The organism is Microbacterium paludicola (assembly GCF_039529675.1).
Classification (GTDB): domain Bacteria; phylum Actinomycetota; class Actinomycetes; order Actinomycetales; family Microbacteriaceae; genus Microbacterium; species Microbacterium paludicola.
Window position 1 is genome coordinate 231353 of the sequence record NZ_BAAANG010000003.1, and the last position, 15327, is coordinate 246679.

General features: G+C 70.8%; 15 protein-coding genes. 10 read left to right on the plus strand and 5 right to left on the minus strand.

Annotation, left to right across the window (positions count from 1 at the left end; genetic code table 11):
* The 8 genes from ABD161_RS03875 to ABD161_RS03910 form a co-directional block, all read left to right on the plus strand.
* Window positions 1-1038 (plus strand): alpha,alpha-trehalose-phosphate synthase (UDP-forming) (locus tag ABD161_RS03875; RefSeq protein WP_343999853.1); only part of this gene is annotated, 1038 nt, incomplete at its 5' end.
* A 17-nt stretch (window positions 1039-1055) separates the two neighbouring features.
* Window positions 1056-1844, plus strand: coding sequence for a trehalose-phosphatase (gene otsB / locus ABD161_RS03880; protein ID WP_343999855.1), 789 nt, complete (start codon window positions 1056-1058; stop codon window positions 1842-1844).
* A gap of 76 nt (window positions 1845-1920) precedes the next feature.
* Window positions 1921-3636: a dihydroxy-acid dehydratase gene (gene ilvD, locus ABD161_RS03885; protein WP_343999857.1), complete on the plus strand. Its 1716-nt coding sequence runs from the start codon at window positions 1921-1923 to the stop codon at window positions 3634-3636.
* A gap of 51 nt (window positions 3637-3687) precedes the next feature.
* Window positions 3688-5523, plus strand: coding sequence for an acetolactate synthase large subunit (locus tag ABD161_RS03890; RefSeq protein ID WP_343999859.1), 1836 nt, complete (start codon window positions 3688-3690; stop codon window positions 5521-5523).
* A gap of 1 nt (window position 5524) precedes the next feature.
* A complete protein-coding gene (gene ilvN / locus ABD161_RS03895) occupies window positions 5525-6034 on the plus strand; it encodes an acetolactate synthase small subunit (protein ID WP_135113456.1) in 510 nt (169 codons plus the stop codon).
* 85 nt (window positions 6035-6119) lie between these two features.
* Window positions 6120-7148 carry a ketol-acid reductoisomerase gene (gene ilvC / locus ABD161_RS03900; protein ID WP_135113458.1) on the plus strand — a complete coding sequence of 343 codons (1029 nt, stop codon included), beginning with the start codon at window positions 6120-6122 and terminating at the stop codon, window positions 7146-7148.
* 151 nt (window positions 7149-7299) lie between these two features.
* The gene (locus ABD161_RS03905; RefSeq protein WP_343999863.1) at window positions 7300-7794 is read left to right on the plus strand and encodes a hypothetical protein; all 495 of its coding nucleotides are present in this window, start codon (window positions 7300-7302) and stop codon (window positions 7792-7794) included.
* 10 nt (window positions 7795-7804) lie between these two features.
* Window positions 7805-8152: a TraR/DksA family transcriptional regulator gene (locus ABD161_RS03910; protein WP_343999864.1), complete on the plus strand. Its 348-nt coding sequence runs from the start codon at window positions 7805-7807 to the stop codon at window positions 8150-8152.
* Window positions 8153-8156: 4 nt separating this feature from the next.
* On the opposite strand, the gene ABD161_RS03915 is transcribed toward ABD161_RS03910, so the two are convergent.
* Window positions 8157-9659 (minus strand): DUF4190 domain-containing protein, encoded by a 1503-nt coding sequence (locus tag ABD161_RS03915; RefSeq protein WP_343999866.1) that lies wholly within the window; start codon window positions 9657-9659, stop codon window positions 8157-8159.
* Window positions 9660-9794: 135 nt separating this feature from the next.
* Complete coding sequence (locus tag ABD161_RS03920; RefSeq protein ID WP_135113644.1) at window positions 9795-10142, minus strand: MerR family transcriptional regulator; 348 nt, start codon at window positions 10140-10142, stop codon at window positions 9795-9797.
* Window positions 10143-10329: 187 nt separating this feature from the next.
* On the opposite strand from ABD161_RS03920, the gene ABD161_RS03925 reads away from it, so the two are divergent.
* Together ABD161_RS03925 and ABD161_RS03930 are read left to right on the plus strand one after the other, a co-directional pair.
* Window positions 10330-11451, plus strand: coding sequence for a glycosyltransferase family 4 protein (locus ABD161_RS03925; protein ID WP_343999869.1), 1122 nt, complete (start codon window positions 10330-10332; stop codon window positions 11449-11451).
* Between the two features lie 24 nt (window positions 11452-11475).
* A complete protein-coding gene (locus tag ABD161_RS03930) occupies window positions 11476-13386 on the plus strand; it encodes a glycogen debranching N-terminal domain-containing protein (RefSeq protein ID WP_343999871.1) in 1911 nt (636 codons plus the stop codon).
* Window positions 13387-13408: 22 nt separating this feature from the next.
* Here the strand turns inward: ABD161_RS03930 and ABD161_RS03935 are convergent, their stop codons facing one another.
* From ABD161_RS03935 to ABD161_RS03945, 3 genes are read right to left on the minus strand one after another with little or no spacing between them, the layout of a single operon-like run.
* Window positions 13409-13804, minus strand: coding sequence for a type II toxin-antitoxin system VapC family toxin (locus ABD161_RS03935; RefSeq protein ID WP_343999873.1), 396 nt, complete (start codon window positions 13802-13804; stop codon window positions 13409-13411).
* 4 nt (window positions 13805-13808) lie between these two features.
* The gene (locus ABD161_RS03940; protein WP_343999875.1) at window positions 13809-14084 is read right to left on the minus strand and encodes a type II toxin-antitoxin system Phd/YefM family antitoxin; all 276 of its coding nucleotides are present in this window, start codon (window positions 14082-14084) and stop codon (window positions 13809-13811) included.
* A gap of 32 nt (window positions 14085-14116) precedes the next feature.
* Window positions 14117-15244 carry a hypothetical protein gene (locus ABD161_RS03945; RefSeq protein ID WP_343999877.1) on the minus strand — a complete coding sequence of 376 codons (1128 nt, stop codon included), beginning with the start codon at window positions 15242-15244 and terminating at the stop codon, window positions 14117-14119.
* Between the last annotated feature and the right edge of the window lie 83 nt (window positions 15245-15327).

The window sequence follows — 15327 nt, forward strand, 5'->3', positions numbered from 1 at the left end:
GTCGTCTGGGTGCAGGACTATCAGCTGCAGCTCGTTCCGAAGCTGCTCCGCGAACTCCGTCCGGACGTCACCATCGGCTACTTCCACCACATTCCGTTCCCCGCATACGGCCTGTACTCACAGCTCCCGTGGCGGCGTCAGGTGCTCGAGGGCCTCCTCGGCGCCGACGTCATCGGATTCCAGCGACAGGCCGACGCCGGGAACTTCCAGCGCAGCGTGCGGCGGGTGCTCCACCACACGACGCGCTCGAACGAGATCGTTGTGACCTCGCCGCAGGACGGCAAAGAGGACTCGCGGGTCGCGATCGCGAAGGCCTACCCGATCTCGATCGACGCCCAGTCCTACATCGAGCTCGCCCAGGATCCGAAGGTCAGGGCTCGCGCGGTGGAGATCCGCGAGCAGCTGGGAAACCCCAAGACGATCCTGCTCGGCGTCGACCGCCTCGACTACACAAAGGGCATCCGCCACCGCCTCAAGGCGTTCGGCGAGCTGCTTCAGGACGGGCGGCTCACGGTCGGCGACGCCACGCTCGTGCAGGTCGCGAGCCCGTCGCGGCAGCGGGTCGACGCCTACGCCGAGCTGCGCGACGAGATCGAGCTGACCGTCGGCCGCATCAACGGCGATTACGACACAATGCACCACACGGCGATCCGCTACCTGCACCAGGGCTTCCCGCGCGAGGAGATGGTGGCGCTCTACCTCGCGGCCGACGTGATGCTCGTCACCGCGCTGCGCGACGGCATGAACCTCGTCGCCAAAGAGTACGTCGCCGCCCGCACCGACAACACCGGCGTGCTGCTGCTGAGCGAGTTCGCCGGAGCGGCGGACGAGCTCACGAGCGCCCTGCTCGTGAATCCGCACGACATCGGCGGCCTCAAGGACCTGATCATGCGCGCCGTCGAGATGTCGCCGGGGGAGCAGTCCCGCAGGATGCGCGCGCTGCGCCGCCGTGTCCTCGAACACGACGTCGAGGACTGGTCGCACGACATCCTCAACGACATCGACAAGATCCGCACGGCGCGTAACGCTCGTCGCTGAGCCGAAGGAGGAACCCCATGGCCCCCGCGTGGACGTCCGCCGTCGAGGAGATCGCGCGTACGGAGAGACTGCTGGTCGCCCTCGACTTCGATGGCACGCTGGCTCCCCTCGGCGACGATCCGATGGCGGTCCGGGCGCTGCCTGAGGCGGCGGAGGCGGTGCGCCGGCTTGCGGCGGCGCCCGCCACGACCGTCGCGTTCGTGTCCGGTCGCCAGCTCACGGATCTGCGGGTGATCGGCGAGCACGCGGACGACTCGGTCGTGTGGCTCGCCGGCTCGCACGGGGCCGAGCACTGGCGGCCGGCCGGGATCGAGATCGTCGCGGACGACGTCCCCATGGCGGACGTCGTGGAGCGCGCGGGCGTCGCCGATGCCCTGGTCGCCGACGTCGAGCGCGCCGTCGAGGGAATCGACGGCGCCTGGGTCGAGCCGAAGGCCTATGGCTTCGCGCTGCACACGCGCCTGGCCCAGGAGCAGGACGCCGCCCGCGCGCAGTCGCTCGTCGACGCGCTGGTGGCCGAACGCGCCCCGGAGTGGCGTCGCCGCACGGGCAAGAACGTCGTCGAATACGCCTGGCGGCATGAAGGCAAGGACACGGCGATCGCGCGCCTGCGGACCGAGACCGGGGCGACGGCCGTGGTCTTCGCCGGGGACGACGTGACGGATGAGGACGCCCTGCGCAGCCTGGGCGAGGGCGACCTCGGCATCCGCGTCGGGGAGGGCGAGACGGCTGCCAAGGTGCGGGTCGCCGACCCCCTCGAACTCGCCGAGTTGCTCACCGCTCTGGCCGTCGCGCGAGCATCCTGAAGGCGCCGTCGGTGCGTCGTAGGGCGCTTTGTCCGGGCGGACGGGAGCCCCTCCGCACCGGGCATAGACTGCCGACATGGTCGACCTCGCAACACCGTCCTCTACGCCCGACATCAAGCCCCGCAGCCGCGTCGTCACCGACGGGATCGAGGCGACCACCTCGCGAGGAATGCTCCGCGCGGTCGGGATGGGCGACGCCGACTGGGCGAAGCCGCAGATCGGCATCGCCTCCAGCTGGAACGAGATCACCCCCTGCAACCTGAGCCTCGACCGCCTGGCGCAGGGCGCCAAGGAGGGCGTGCACTCGGGCGGCGGCTACCCGCTGCAGTTCGGCACCATCTCCGTCTCGGACGGCATCTCGATGGGCCACGAGGGGATGCACTTCTCGCTCGTCTCGCGTGAGGTCATCGCCGACAGTGTCGAGACCGTCATCCAGGCCGAGCGCCTCGACGGAACCGTGCTGCTCGCCGGCTGCGACAAGTCGATCCCCGGCATGCTCATGGCGAGCGCCCGCCTCGGCCTGTCCAGCGTCTTCCTGTACGCCGGATCGATCGCGCCCGGCTGGGTGAAGCTGTCGGACGGCACCGAGAAGGACATCACGATCATCGACTCGTTCGAGGGCGTCGGCGCGTGCCGCGCGGGCCTCATGAGCGAGGAGGACCTCAAGCGCATCGAGTGCGCGTTCGCGCCCGGCGAGGGTGCCTGCGGCGGCATGTACACGGCGAACACGATGGCGTCGGTCGCCGAGGCCCTGGGCCTCAGCCTCCCCGGCTCCGCCGCGCCGCCCGCCGCCGACCGCCGCCGCGACTACTTCGCGCACCGCTCCGGCGAGGCCGTCGTCAACCTGCTGCGCCAGGGGATCACGACGAAGGACATCCTGACGAAGGAGTCGTTCGAGAACGCGATCGCCCTCGCCATGGCGCTCGGCGGCTCGACGAACGTCGTCCTGCACCTCCTGGCGATCGCCCGCGAGGCCGAGGTCGACCTCACGCTCCACGACTTCAACCGCATCGGCGACAAGACGCCGCACGTCGCCGACATGAAGCCCTTCGGCAAGTACGTCATGAACGACGTCGACCGTCACGGCGGCATCCCCGTGATCATGAAGGCGATGCTCGACGAGGGCCTGCTTCACGGCGACGCGCTCACCGTCACCGGCAAGACGCTCGCCGAGAACCTGAAGGACCTGAACCCCGACCCGATCGACGGCGAGGTCATCCACGGCTTCGACAACCCGATCCACGCGACCGGCGGCATCACGATCCTGCACGGATCGCTCGCCCCCGAGGGCGCGGTCGTGAAGACGGCCGGATTCGACGCCTCGGTGTTCGAGGGCCCCGCTCGCGTGTTCGAGCGCGAGCGGGCCGCAATGGACGCCCTCGCCGAGGGAACCGTGAAGGCCGGCGACGTGGTCGTCATCCGCTACGAGGGCCCCAAGGGCGGCCCCGGCATGCGCGAGATGCTCGCCATCACGGCGGCCATCAAGGGCGCAGGGCTCGGCAAGGATGTACTACTCTTGACGGACGGTCGATTCTCAGGCGGCACAACCGGACTGTGCATCGGCCATGTTGCACCCGAGGCGGTGGACGGTGGTCCCATCGCCCTGGTGCGCGATGGTGATCTGATCAGGGTCGATATCGCGGCTCGCTCTCTCGACCTACTCGTCGACGACGCAGAGCTCGAATCCCGCCGTTCCGGCTGGGAGCCCCTGCCCCCGCGCTACACCCGAGGCGTTCTGGCGAAGTACTCGCGACTCGTGCGCTCCGCAGCGGAGGGCGCGACGACCGGCTGATCCGCGTCCCTTCACGCGGATCCATCGACCCGACTTCAAGGAAGCATCACCATGCCGTCCGATTCCACGTTCCATTCCGTGACGTCCGGCGACGCGGCGAAGGTCCTCCCGCGGCCTCCCGCGTCCCGTCCCGCCGCTCCGTCGGCCCCCGTCATCACGGGTGCCGAGGCCGTCGTCCGCTCGCTCGAGCTGCTCGGCGTCACCGACGTCTTCGGCCTGCCCGGCGGCGCCATCCTGCCCGTGTACGACCCGCTGATGTCGGCCGAGAAGCTGCGCCACATCCTGGTCCGGCACGAGCAGGGCGCCGGTCACGCGGCCGAGGGCTACGCGGCCGCCGCCGGGAAGGTCGGCGTGTGCATCGCGACCTCCGGTCCCGGCGCGACGAACCTCGTCACCGCCATCGCCGACGCCTACATGGACTCCGTTCCGCTGCTCGCGATCACCGGGCAGGTGTTCTCGACGCTCATGGGCACCGACGCGTTCCAGGAGGCGGACATCGTCGGCATCACCATGCCGATCACCAAGCACTCGTTCCTCGTGAAGAACGCCGCGGAGATCCCCGCCGCGATCGCCGCGGCGTACGAGATCGCCTCGACCGGCCGCCCCGGGCCCGTGCTCGTCGACATCACGAAGGACGCCCAGCAGAACGAGGCGCCGTTCGTGTGGCCGCCGAAGATCGACCTGCCGGGCTACCGGCCGGTGCTCAAGGCGCACGGCAAGCAGATCCAGGCCGCGGCCGCGCTGCTCGCGCAGGCGCAGAAGCCGGTGCTCTACGTCGGCGGCGGCGTGATCCGCGCCCGGGCCGCGGAGGAGCTGAAGACCCTCGCCGAGGCGAGCGGCGCTCCGGTGGTGACCACGCTGATGGCCCGCGGGGCGTTCCCCGACTCGCACCCGCAGCACCTCGGCATGCCCGGCATGCACGGCACGGTGCCCGCGGTGCTCGCGCTGCAGGAGGCCGACCTCATCGTCGCCCTCGGCGCGCGGTTCGACGACCGCGTGACCGGCAAGGCCGCGCTGTTCGCCCCGAACGCGCAGGTCGTGCACGTCGACATCGACCCCGCGGAGATCTCGAAGATCCGCACGGCCGACGTGCCGATCGTCGGCGACCTGAAGGACGTGCTCGTCGACCTCGACGCCGCGCTCCACGCGATCGGCGACAAGGCCGACACCTCCGAGTGGTGGGCGTACCTCCGAGGGTTGCAGAACCAGTACCCGCTCGGCTACGCGCCGACCACCGACGGCCTGCTCGCGCCGCAGTACGTGATCAGCCGCATCGGCGAGCTCACCGGCCCCGAGGGCATCTACGCCGCGGGCGTCGGACAGCACCAGATGTGGTCGGCGCAGTTCATCAAGTACGAGCGCCCGAACTCGTGGCTCAACTCCGGCGGCGCCGGCACGATGGGCTACTCGGTGCCCGCCGCCATGGGCGCGAAGGTCGCCCAGCCCGAGCGCGTGGTGTGGGCGATCGACGGCGACGGCTGCTTCCAGATGACCAATCAGGAGCTCGCCACCTGCGCGATCAACAACATCCCGATCAAGGTCGCCATCATCAACAACTCGTCGCTCGGCATGGTGCGCCAGTGGCAGACGCTGTTCTACGACGGCCGCTACTCGAACACCGACCTGAACACGGGGCACGAGTCGATCCGGGTTCCCGACTTCGTGAAGCTCGCCGAGGCGTACGGCTGCCTGGCCATCCGCGTCGAGAAGGCGGAGGACGTGGATGCCGCCATCCAGAAGGCCCTCGAGACCAACGACCGCCCCGTCGTGATCGACTTCGTCGTGAGCGCCGACGCGATGGTGTGGCCGATGGTGCCGCAGGGCGTCAGCAACAGCTACGTGCAGTACGCACGCGACCACGCCCCGGCGTTCTCGGAGGACGACTGACATGACGACGCACGTGCTGAGCCTCCTCGTCGAGGACAAGCCCGGTCTGCTGACCCGCGTCGCCGGCCTGTTCGCGCGCCGCGGCTTCAACATCGAGTCCCTCGCCGTGGGCGTGACCGAGGTGCCGGGCCTGTCCCGGATCACCGTGGTCGTCGACGTCGACGAGCTTCCCCTCGAGCAGGTCACCAAGCAGCTGAACAAGCTGATCAACGTGATCAAGATCGTCGAGCTCGATCCGTCGTCGAGCGTCCAGCGCGAGCACATGCTCGTGAAGGTGCGCGCCGACAACGCCTCGCGCTCGAACGTGCTCGAGGTCGTGAACCTGTTCCGCGGCAGCGTCGTCGACTACGCGCCGGATGCCCTCGTGATCGAGATCACGGGCGACAAGGGCAAGGTCGACGCCTTCCTCAAGGCGATCGAGCCGTTCGGCATCCGCGAACTCGCCCAGTCGGGCCTCGTGGCTCTCGGCCGCGGCTCGAAGTCCATCACCGAACGCGTGATGCGCGGCTGACCCGCTTCCGGTTGCTGAGCGAGCGAAGCGAGCCGAAGCGACCGTCACGAACTTCCCACACCCCAACCCAAGGAGAACCACCACCGTGAGCACCGAGATCTTCTACGACGCGGACGCCGACCTGTCGCTCATCCAGGGCAAGAAGGTCGCGATCGTCGGTTACGGCTCGCAGGGCCACGCCCACGCGCAGAACCTTCGCGACTCGGGTGTCGAGGTCGCCATCGCGCTGAAGGACGGGTCGAAGTCGACCGCCAAGGCGCAGGAGGAGGGCTTCGAGGTCAAGAACGTCGCCGACGCCACCGCGTGGGCCGACCTGATCATGATCCTCGCCCCCGACCAGCACCAGCGCGGCATCTACTCCGAGTCGATCGCCCCGAACCTGACCGAGGGCAAGACGCTCGCCTTCGCGCACGGCTTCAACATCCGCTTCGGCTACATCGAGGCTCCCGACGGTGTCGACGTGATCCTCGTCGCGCCGAAGGCGCCGGGCCACACCGTGCGCCGCGAGTTCGTCGCGGGCCGCGGCATCCCGGACATCATCGCGGTCGAGCGCGACGCCTCCGGCCAGGCCTGGGATGTGGCGCTGTCGTACGCGAAGGCCATCGGCGGCACCCGCGCGGGCGTCATCAAGACGACCTTCACGGAGGAGACCGAGACCGACCTGTTCGGCGAGCAGGCGGTGCTCTGCGGTGGCATGAGCCACCTCGTGCAGGCGGGCTTCGAGGTGCTCACCGAAGCCGGCTACCAGCCGCAGATCGCGTACTTCGAGGTGCTGCACGAGCTCAAGCTCATCGTCGACCTGATGTGGGAGGGCGGCATCGCCAAGCAGCGCTGGTCGATCTCCGACACGGCCGAGTTCGGCGACTACGTCTCGGGCCCCCGTGTCATCGACGCCGGCACGAAGGCGCGCATGCAGGAGGTCCTCGCGGACATCCAGTCGGGTGCGTTCGCCAAGCGCTTCATCGAGGACCAGGACAACGGCGCGCAGGAGTTCCTCGCGCTGCGCGAGAAGGAGCAGGGGCACCCCATCGAGGCCACGGGCAAGGAGCTCCGCGCCCTGTTCGCCTGGAAGCAGACCGACGAGGACTACGTCGAGGGCTCTGCCGCTCGCTGACGAGACCGCTCTATCTGAGCAGGAACAAGACCCCCGCACCCACAAGGTGCGGGGGTCGTCTCATTCGTCCACAGGGGACATCCACCGGTGAAGGCGTCCCCGGGTGCGCGGATCCCGGATCCGGGTCGCGTGTGCGCGTCAGGATCGCTCCATGACGTACACGAAAGCGGACGAGCGCCGCATGAACGAGCTCCGCGAGGAGCCGCTGGATGATGCCCACCTCGAGGAGCTGATCGGCCTCCTGCTCGCCGGCGCGATCCGGCGCCAGCTGTGGCTGCTGTTCCTGGACGAGGACGACCGCCTCAGCGAGGCGATCATGCCGACGGATGACTTCCCCCACGATCCGCACGAGCCGAACATCGTCGACGACCTGGGGCCCGTCACCGCGGCGCACCTGATCGCGGCGCGGATGCCCCTCGTGCTCGAGGCCGTGGGTGCCGCGGCGCTCGTGCTGGTGTGGGAGCGCGAGGGCACGGCCGACTTCGAGCGCGAGGAGCTCGCCTGGGCGGCCGCCATGGCGGAGGCCCTCCGGCTGCAGGAGGTGCCGCTGCGCGCGCAGTTCCTGCTGCACGACGACGGCGTGCGGCCGCTGACGCCGGACGACTATGCCCCGGTGGGCGCCGGGCGCGGGGGAGGCCCGGCGTAGGCTGATCCGCATGTCCGAGGGGTCCGAAGCCGCGCGCGAGCGGCTGCTCGAGCGGCGATCCGACGCGCTGCGGCGCCTCGCCGCACGCGCGAGCGACCTGTCGGGAGTGGCGGCGGCGCGAGGCGACGCGACCGCAGACGACGAGCACGACCCCGAGGGGGCGACGCTGTCGGGGGAGTGGTCGCGGTTGAGCGGCCTGAGCGATGCCGCCCGACGCGAGCTGCAGGAGATCGACGCGGCGCTCGCCCGCATCGACGCCGGAACCTACGGCGTGTGCGAGGTGTGCGGCGAGCCGATCGCGGCGGGGCGCCTGCTGGCGCGCCCCACCGCGACCCGCTGCATCCGCTGCGCGGTGTGACCCGTCACCAGATGTGCGGGTACACCTCGTAGGTGATCCCCTCGGGCATCGGGTCGATCAGGTAGATCTCGAAGTTCGCCGATCCGCCGGCGGGAACCCGGTCGGTGTAGCCCTGATCGGCGAGCACGATCTTTCCCGAGGCGTCGCGCGCGATGAGCGTCAGGTCGAGGCTGTCGTGGTCCTCCGCGAATGTGCTGGTGATCGTGCCCGTGACGGTGGTCGAGTACTCGTCGGTCACGGCCTCGAGGCCCTCGACGGCGAACGCGCCGCTCATCTCGACCTGTTCCGACCCGAAGCCCTCCTCCGGAAGGACATCGAGCTTCGCGATCTCGTTGTCGCCGATCTGCGAGAAGATGCCCGTGTAGATCGTCGTGCCCGGCAGCAGCATGCCGCCGATCGACGAGCTGTCGAGGATCGTGCCGTCGGCGTCCACCGCCTCGACGCTCGCATAGAAGTTCTCGAGCGCGTTCGCCTCGTCGGCGTTGGTCACCTCGACGGTGAACCAGTAGTAGTCATCGTCGGGGCCGCGCGTGCCGAACGCGGTCTCGCCGAACTCCACGGATCCGGCGACGACGCCGGCGCCGTCCTCCCCGTCGGTCGTTCCACCCTCATCGATGCCGGGGTCGGTCGCGGGTCCGTCTCCCTGCCCGTAGATCTCGTCGCACTCCTCCTGCGTCAGCCCGGCGTCGTCGCACGCCTGCTCCAGGATCCCGTTGGGCGCGTTGCGCACCTGGTCGGCGATGAAGCTCGAGACGGCGACGGTGATGGCGATACCGGCGATGAGGCCGAGGCCGCCGAGGATCACGGCGGTCAGGCCCATTCCCTTGCCGGGCTTCTTCTTGACCAGGACGATGATGCCGATGACGAGCGCGGCAAGCAGGAGCAGGCCCGCACCGAAGATGCCGAACGGGATCAGCGCGCCGAGGAAGCCGAGGATGCCCAGCACGAGGCCGGTGATCGCCAGGCCCTTGCCGGGGGCCGGCGGCGCCATCGGGGCCCCGTTGTACGGCACACCGCCGTAGGGAGTGCCCGCGCCACCGGAGCCGCCGGGGGCGCCCGGGTAGCCCTGCGCCGGCGGCGTCGGCTGCGCGTACGGCGGCACGGAGCTCTGCGGGTAGCCCTGGCCCGGGGCCGGAGGCGAGTACGGGGCCTGGGCGCCCGGGAACGCCGGTGCCCCGGGAGCGGAGTACGTCGGCTCGGCGGGAGCGGCGTAGGTCGGCTCGGCGGGTGCCGGGGGAACGGTCGCGTCGGGCTCCTGCGGGGCGGCGGGCTGCTCCGGCGTCGCCGGCTCCTGCGCGGCCGGCTCCTGCGCGGCAGTGGCCTCGGGCTGCTCGGGCGTGGGCTCGGACGATCCGGGAGCGTTGTACTGGGGCGGCGTGTACGTCGGCGGCGTGTAGGCGGGCGGGGTGTAATCCGCCGAGGTGTAGTCGGGGGCCGCGGGAGTCGGCGGGGTCGGCGGCACAGGGGGAACCGGCGGGACGTTGCCGTCGTTGGGAGGGAGGGACATGAGGACTCCTCGGAGCGATGCTGGACGTGGCGGATGTCCCGGGAGAGTCCGAGCGATCGCCTCCCCCAAGGTGATCCTGCGAGAACCCTAGCGCGGCAGCGGCCTCCCGCGCGGGGGAAGGGGTGCCCGACCGCGTCAGGCCGAGGACGTCTGCTGCTCGTCGCGGCCGCGGAGCCCGGCGAGCTCGTCCTCGAGCGATTCGACGCGTCGGCGCAGGGCGAGCACCTTGCGCACCCCGGCGAGGGTGACGCCCTCGTCCGTGAGGTCGAGCACCTCTCGAAGCTGCTCCACCTCGAGCCGCGAGTAGCGGCGCTGACCGCCGTCCGAGCGTTCGGGGGACACGATGTCCTGGTCGTCGAGGCGGCGCAGCGCGGCCGGCGGAATCCCCAGCAGCGCCGACACCTGGCCGATCGTGTAGAACGGCGCGTCGTCGTCCTGCAGCGGCCCGCCTTCGGCCTGCTTCCTGTTCGTCGGTTCCGTCATCGCCGTGATCCCATCCGTCCGTCCATGCTACGACGGGCGTCGGGACTGTTCGAGGGTTCTGCGACTCCAAGCGCGAACAAACCTCCATTTGCGCAAGGAGGTTTGCTCTTCGTAATCTGGCAATGATTCGGCTCGATCCGAGAGCCTTCACCCGCCCGCGACGCGCTGATGAGGAGGAGGACCGCGCATGTCGCTGATCGTCGAACGAGAGGGATCCATCCACGAGGGGAACTCGGGACGCCCGCTGCGGATCGGGATGGTCGCACCACCCTGGTTCGAGCTGCCGCCGCGAGGGTACGGCGGGACGGAGGCCGTCGTGGCGAGCCTTGTGGATCAGCTCGTCGACCGAGGGCATGAGGTCACGCTCGTCGCGTCGGGGGAGCCGCGCACCCGCGCCCGGCGGCACGTGCGCGTGTACGACCAGCCGCCGTCCCATCTGCTCGGCTCGAGCGTGATGCCCGAGCTCGTGCTCGCCGCGGAGGCCGCCGCGGCGCTCGATGACCTCGACCTCGACGTGGTGCACGACAACTCGGCGGCCGGGCCGCTGCTCGCTCGCGGCCGGGACATCCCGACCGTCGCGACGATGCACGGGCCCGTCGCGGGCGAGAACGGCGACTACTTCCGCCGGCTGGGTTCCTCGATCGATCTGGTCGCGATCTCCCACGCGCAGCGCCACCAGGCGTCGGGGCTCAACTGGGTCGGCACCGTGCACAACGGCATCGACGTGGCGAGCTTCCCCTTCCGTGAGAACAAGAGCGACGTTGTGCTCTGGATCGGACGCTTCAGCCCCGACAAGGGCGCGCACCTCGCGATCGAGGCCGCGCGGCGGGCGGGGCGCCGCATCCTGCTTGCGGGAAAGCTGTCCGAGGCGGCGGAGCGGGACTACTTCGAGCGTGAGGTGCGGCCGCTGCTCGGCCGGGATGCCGAGTACCTGGGCGAGGCGGATGCGTCCCTCAAGCGCGAGCTGTTCGCCATGGCCGCGTGCCTGCTCTTCCCGATCCAGTGGGAGGAGCCGTTCGGGATGGTCATGGCCGAGGCGCTCGCGTGCGGCACGCCCGTCGTGGCGACGCCGCGAGGAAGCGTCCCCGAGATCGTGCGCCATGGCGAGACCGGCTTCGTCGTCGACGGCGTGGACGCGCTGGCGCAGGCGGTCGGGCGCGCCGCGGAAATCGACCCCGCTGCCTGCCGTCGTGATGCCGAGCAGCGCTTCGACCTGCCGGTGATGGCGGCGGGCTATGAGCGGGTGTACCGCATGCTGGCAGAGGGCAGCGAGTCGATCCGGACGCTCACCGCGACGCCGGCGGCCTGACCGTGATGAAGGAGCAGTGAGGGAATGACGTCGGATGCGGCGCTGTGGCAGCCACTGCTTCACGACAGCGAGATCGTGCTGCGCGCCCCGACCCAGGTCTGGTCGGGGTCGGACGGGTCCATGGGAGGGGCGCCGATCGACGGTGTCTTCCACGGCGACGTCCGGCACATCCGCTCGGCCGAGCTCACCTGCGACGAGTCTCCGATCGAGTGGATCGGGTCGACCCGCCAGGGCGCCTCGCGGATGGTGTTCTCCGGCCTGCTGCGCGGGATCGACGACGCGATGCCGGACCCGCGTGTGCGCCTGACCCGCGAGCGCGTCGTGGAGGCGGGCGCGATGCGCGAGCGCCTTGTGCTGCGGAACGGACGCGACGTGCCCGTCGAGGCGACGCTGCGCGTGAGGGTGCGTCCCGAGTTCGCATCGCTGCACGCGGTCAAAGCCGGTGACGTCGCCCCCGCGGCGTTCGAGATGAGCGTCGCAGAGGGCTCGGCCGTGGTCAGGGCCGGGCCGCAGCGGTTCGCCCTGACCGCGGGCGACGGCGCGGTCCGGCTGGGGGAGGGCGTGGTCGACGTCGAATGGCGCGTCCGCGCATCCGCCGGCGGGGAGGCCGAGGCGTCCTGGAGCGTTGCCCTCGCGGACGACGCCCTCGTGGTGCGGGCGCCCGAGCGCTCCGCCCCGTGGGATGCGAGCGCGCTCGCCGCATCCTGGCTCGGCACCGCGCCGCGCCTCGCGCGGTGGCTGCGGACCGCGCTCGACGACCTCGATGCGCTCCGCCTCGCGCTCCCGGACCATCCCGAGGACGACTTCTACGCCGCCGGCGCTCCGTGGTTCTTCACGCTGTTCGGCCGGGACTCGATCTGGACCGCGCGGCTGCTGCTGCCGATCGACGTCGGCGTCGCGGCGTCGACGCTGCGGGTGCTCGCCCGACTGCAGGGCACCGAGGATCATCCGGCGTCGGCGCAGGAGCCAGGCAAGATCCTGCACGAGCTGCGGGCGACGAGCCTGGAGATCCCGGGGGAGCAGGTCGTGCTGCCGCCGCGCTACTACGGCAGCGTGGACGCGACGCCGCTGTGGATCTGCCTGCTCGCGGATGCCTGGCGCGCCGGGATGCCCGAGGACGAGGTGCGGGCGCTCCTGCCGGCGCTGCGTCGCGCGCTCACGTGGCTCGTCGAGCACGGCGACAGCGACGGCGACGGGTTCATCGACTACCTCGACCGCTCGGGCCGGGGCCTGGCGAACCAGGGGTGGAAGGACTCCGGCGACTCGATCCAGCAGCGGGAGGGCGCCCTCGCTCGGGGCCCGATCGCGCTGTGCGAGGTGCAGGGGTACGCGTACGAGGCGGCGCTCGCGGGCGCAGACATCCTCGATCACTTCTCCGACAGGGCCGAGCCGACCGCGCACCTGCGCGACTGGGCGGCGGCGCTGCGCGAGGGCTTCGCGCGGGCGTACTGGATCGAGACCCCGGAAGGGAGGTACCCGGCCGTCGCCCTGGATCGCGACAAGCGCCCCGTCGACACGCTCACCAGCAACATCGGGCATCTGCTGGGCACCGGCATCCTGGACCCGGAGGACGAGCGCCACGTCGCATCCCTGCTGCTGGGCGACACGATGGCCTCGGGTTTCGGGATCCGCACGATGTCGACCGGGGCATCCGGATACTGGCCGCTGTCGTACCACGGCGGGAGCGTCTGGACCCACGACACCGCGATCGCCGCCCACGGCATGCTGCGCGCCGGGCTGCACGACGAGGCGCGCACCGTCACGGAGGGAATGCTGGCCGCGGCGGCCGCGTTCGACTACCGCATCCCCGAACTCCACAGCGGGGATCCGCTGTCGGAGACCCTCGCTCCTGCACCGTACCCCGCGGCCTGCCGCCCGCAGGCCTGGTCGGCCGCCGCGGCGGTGGTGGCGCTGAGCGTCCTGAGCGGGGGATGACCGGCATCCGGACCCGACGAGGTCACGCCGGCGCGATGACGGTGACGCCGACCGAGCGGGCGGCATCCGCGAGCCGGGCGTCGTAGGTCACGATCCCATCGAGTTCATCCCCGACCGCGAGTGCGGCCGCGAGGTGGATCGCGTCGAGGCTGTGCAGTGACACCGGATCGAGGCGGCCCGCGGCGTCCAGGATCTGCGGAGTGAGCGCGATCAGCGCGAGGCTGTCCAGCACGAGGCGTGCCTGCGGGGTCGCGTCGGGATCCGCGCGGCGCAGCGAGCGCATCAGCTCGGTGCGGGCGAGGTCCGAGCTAATGAGGGTGCGATCATCCTGCGATCTGCCCCATTCGAGCAGGGCATCGCTCTCCGCCTCGCGGCACGCGAGCTTCACCAAGGCGGACGTGTCGAGATAGTGCACCATCCCGTCAGTACCGCTCTTCGTCGCGCATCGCCATCAGCGCTGCCGTCGCGGTGCTGTCGGGGTCGACGTCGCCACCGGGCAGGGAGAGGGCGGCGAAGCGACGACGCGCGGGGCGGACCGAGCCGGCGGCTCTCATCTGATCCAGCGGGGACTGCGGCAGCGACGAGAGCTGCGCGACCGGCCGTCGGCGGTCGGTGACGACCACGGTCTCACCCGCTGCCACGCGCGCGACGACGGCCGACGCGTTCTGCTTGAGCTCTCGGATGCCGATGTGCTCCATGTGCTTCATTGTAGAACATCGGCGTCTGCCGCTCAGTACAAGTACGTGCGCGGGGAGCGGAGGACGACGTGATTCGCGAGGCGGCGCATCTCGGGGGTGATCACGCCATACGCGCCGGGAGCGCTCAGGAGCGCGAGCCGATCGAGCACCTCCGTCGCCGCGTCGCAGTCTCGGTCGAGCGCAGCGATCGGCGCCGAGAGCAGCGAGGTGACCTCCGAGAGGTGTGTCCCCACGCCGTCCGCGACGGCGACCAGGGCGAGCGTCGCCGCCGGCGGGATCGGCGATGCGTACCAGCGGTCGCGCTGGCTGAACTCGAGCACGGCCGTGCTGATGTCCAGCCGGCTGCGCTTGTCCGCGAACCGACCCCTTCTCGTCCTGAGCACCTGTCCTTGCAGCCTGCGGAGCAGTCGAAGGCGCCACGCGGCGTCCGTCAAGCCGGCAGCGGGTGCTCGGTCCCAGGCCAGCGTGTGTGCGAGTTCCTCGGTGAAGCGGGCCGGCAGGCGCCCATCCGGGCCCTGTGCCAGGCCCTCGCCGACTGCGTCCAGGGCGGTCGCGAAAGCCGCGGTGAGAGCGCTGAGCTCCGCTGGTCGCAGGGGCTCGGGGTGCAGCAGTCCGCGCTCCTGGAGATGCGACTCCATCGCCACGCGGTCGGGTGGGAGCAGGAGGGCGAAAAGGCCGGCGAGCGACGAGTCCAGGGGTGCCGCGCCCGAGTGCCACGGATCGGCGAGGCGGGGCACGAACCCGAACTCGATGTCGAAGTCGTGCTGCAGCAGCGCCGGGTCGACGGGCGTGGGCTCGTCCCACCACGCGACGTCCGGACGGCGGGACGGCTGGCCGCACCGCAGCAGGCGCACGGCGGAGTCGCCGACGTGGGCTGGCTCCGAGCCGCTCACGACGATCCGGTATCGCCCTTCGGCGGGCTCGGCGACGTGAAGCCCCGCGTCTTCCCAGCCCCACCCGACGCGTCGCAGATCGGCGAGCGGTGTCCAGGACTCACTGAGCGCGAGCCACTCGTCTTCGCCACCGGTGACCATCTGCATCGCCCGCGCAACGGTGTGGATCGGGGCGTGGCTCAGCATCCGGAATGTCCAGGCGTCATCCGGACTGTGGACCGGGATGACGTCGACGGTGGAGAAGCGTGAGCTCTGTGAGGAGAACATGTCGCCACGGTAGGCACGGGCAGGCTCGCGCGTGGGGCGATCCGGCGGCTGTCGGGGATAGAGTCGCAGGCGGCGGGACTGTG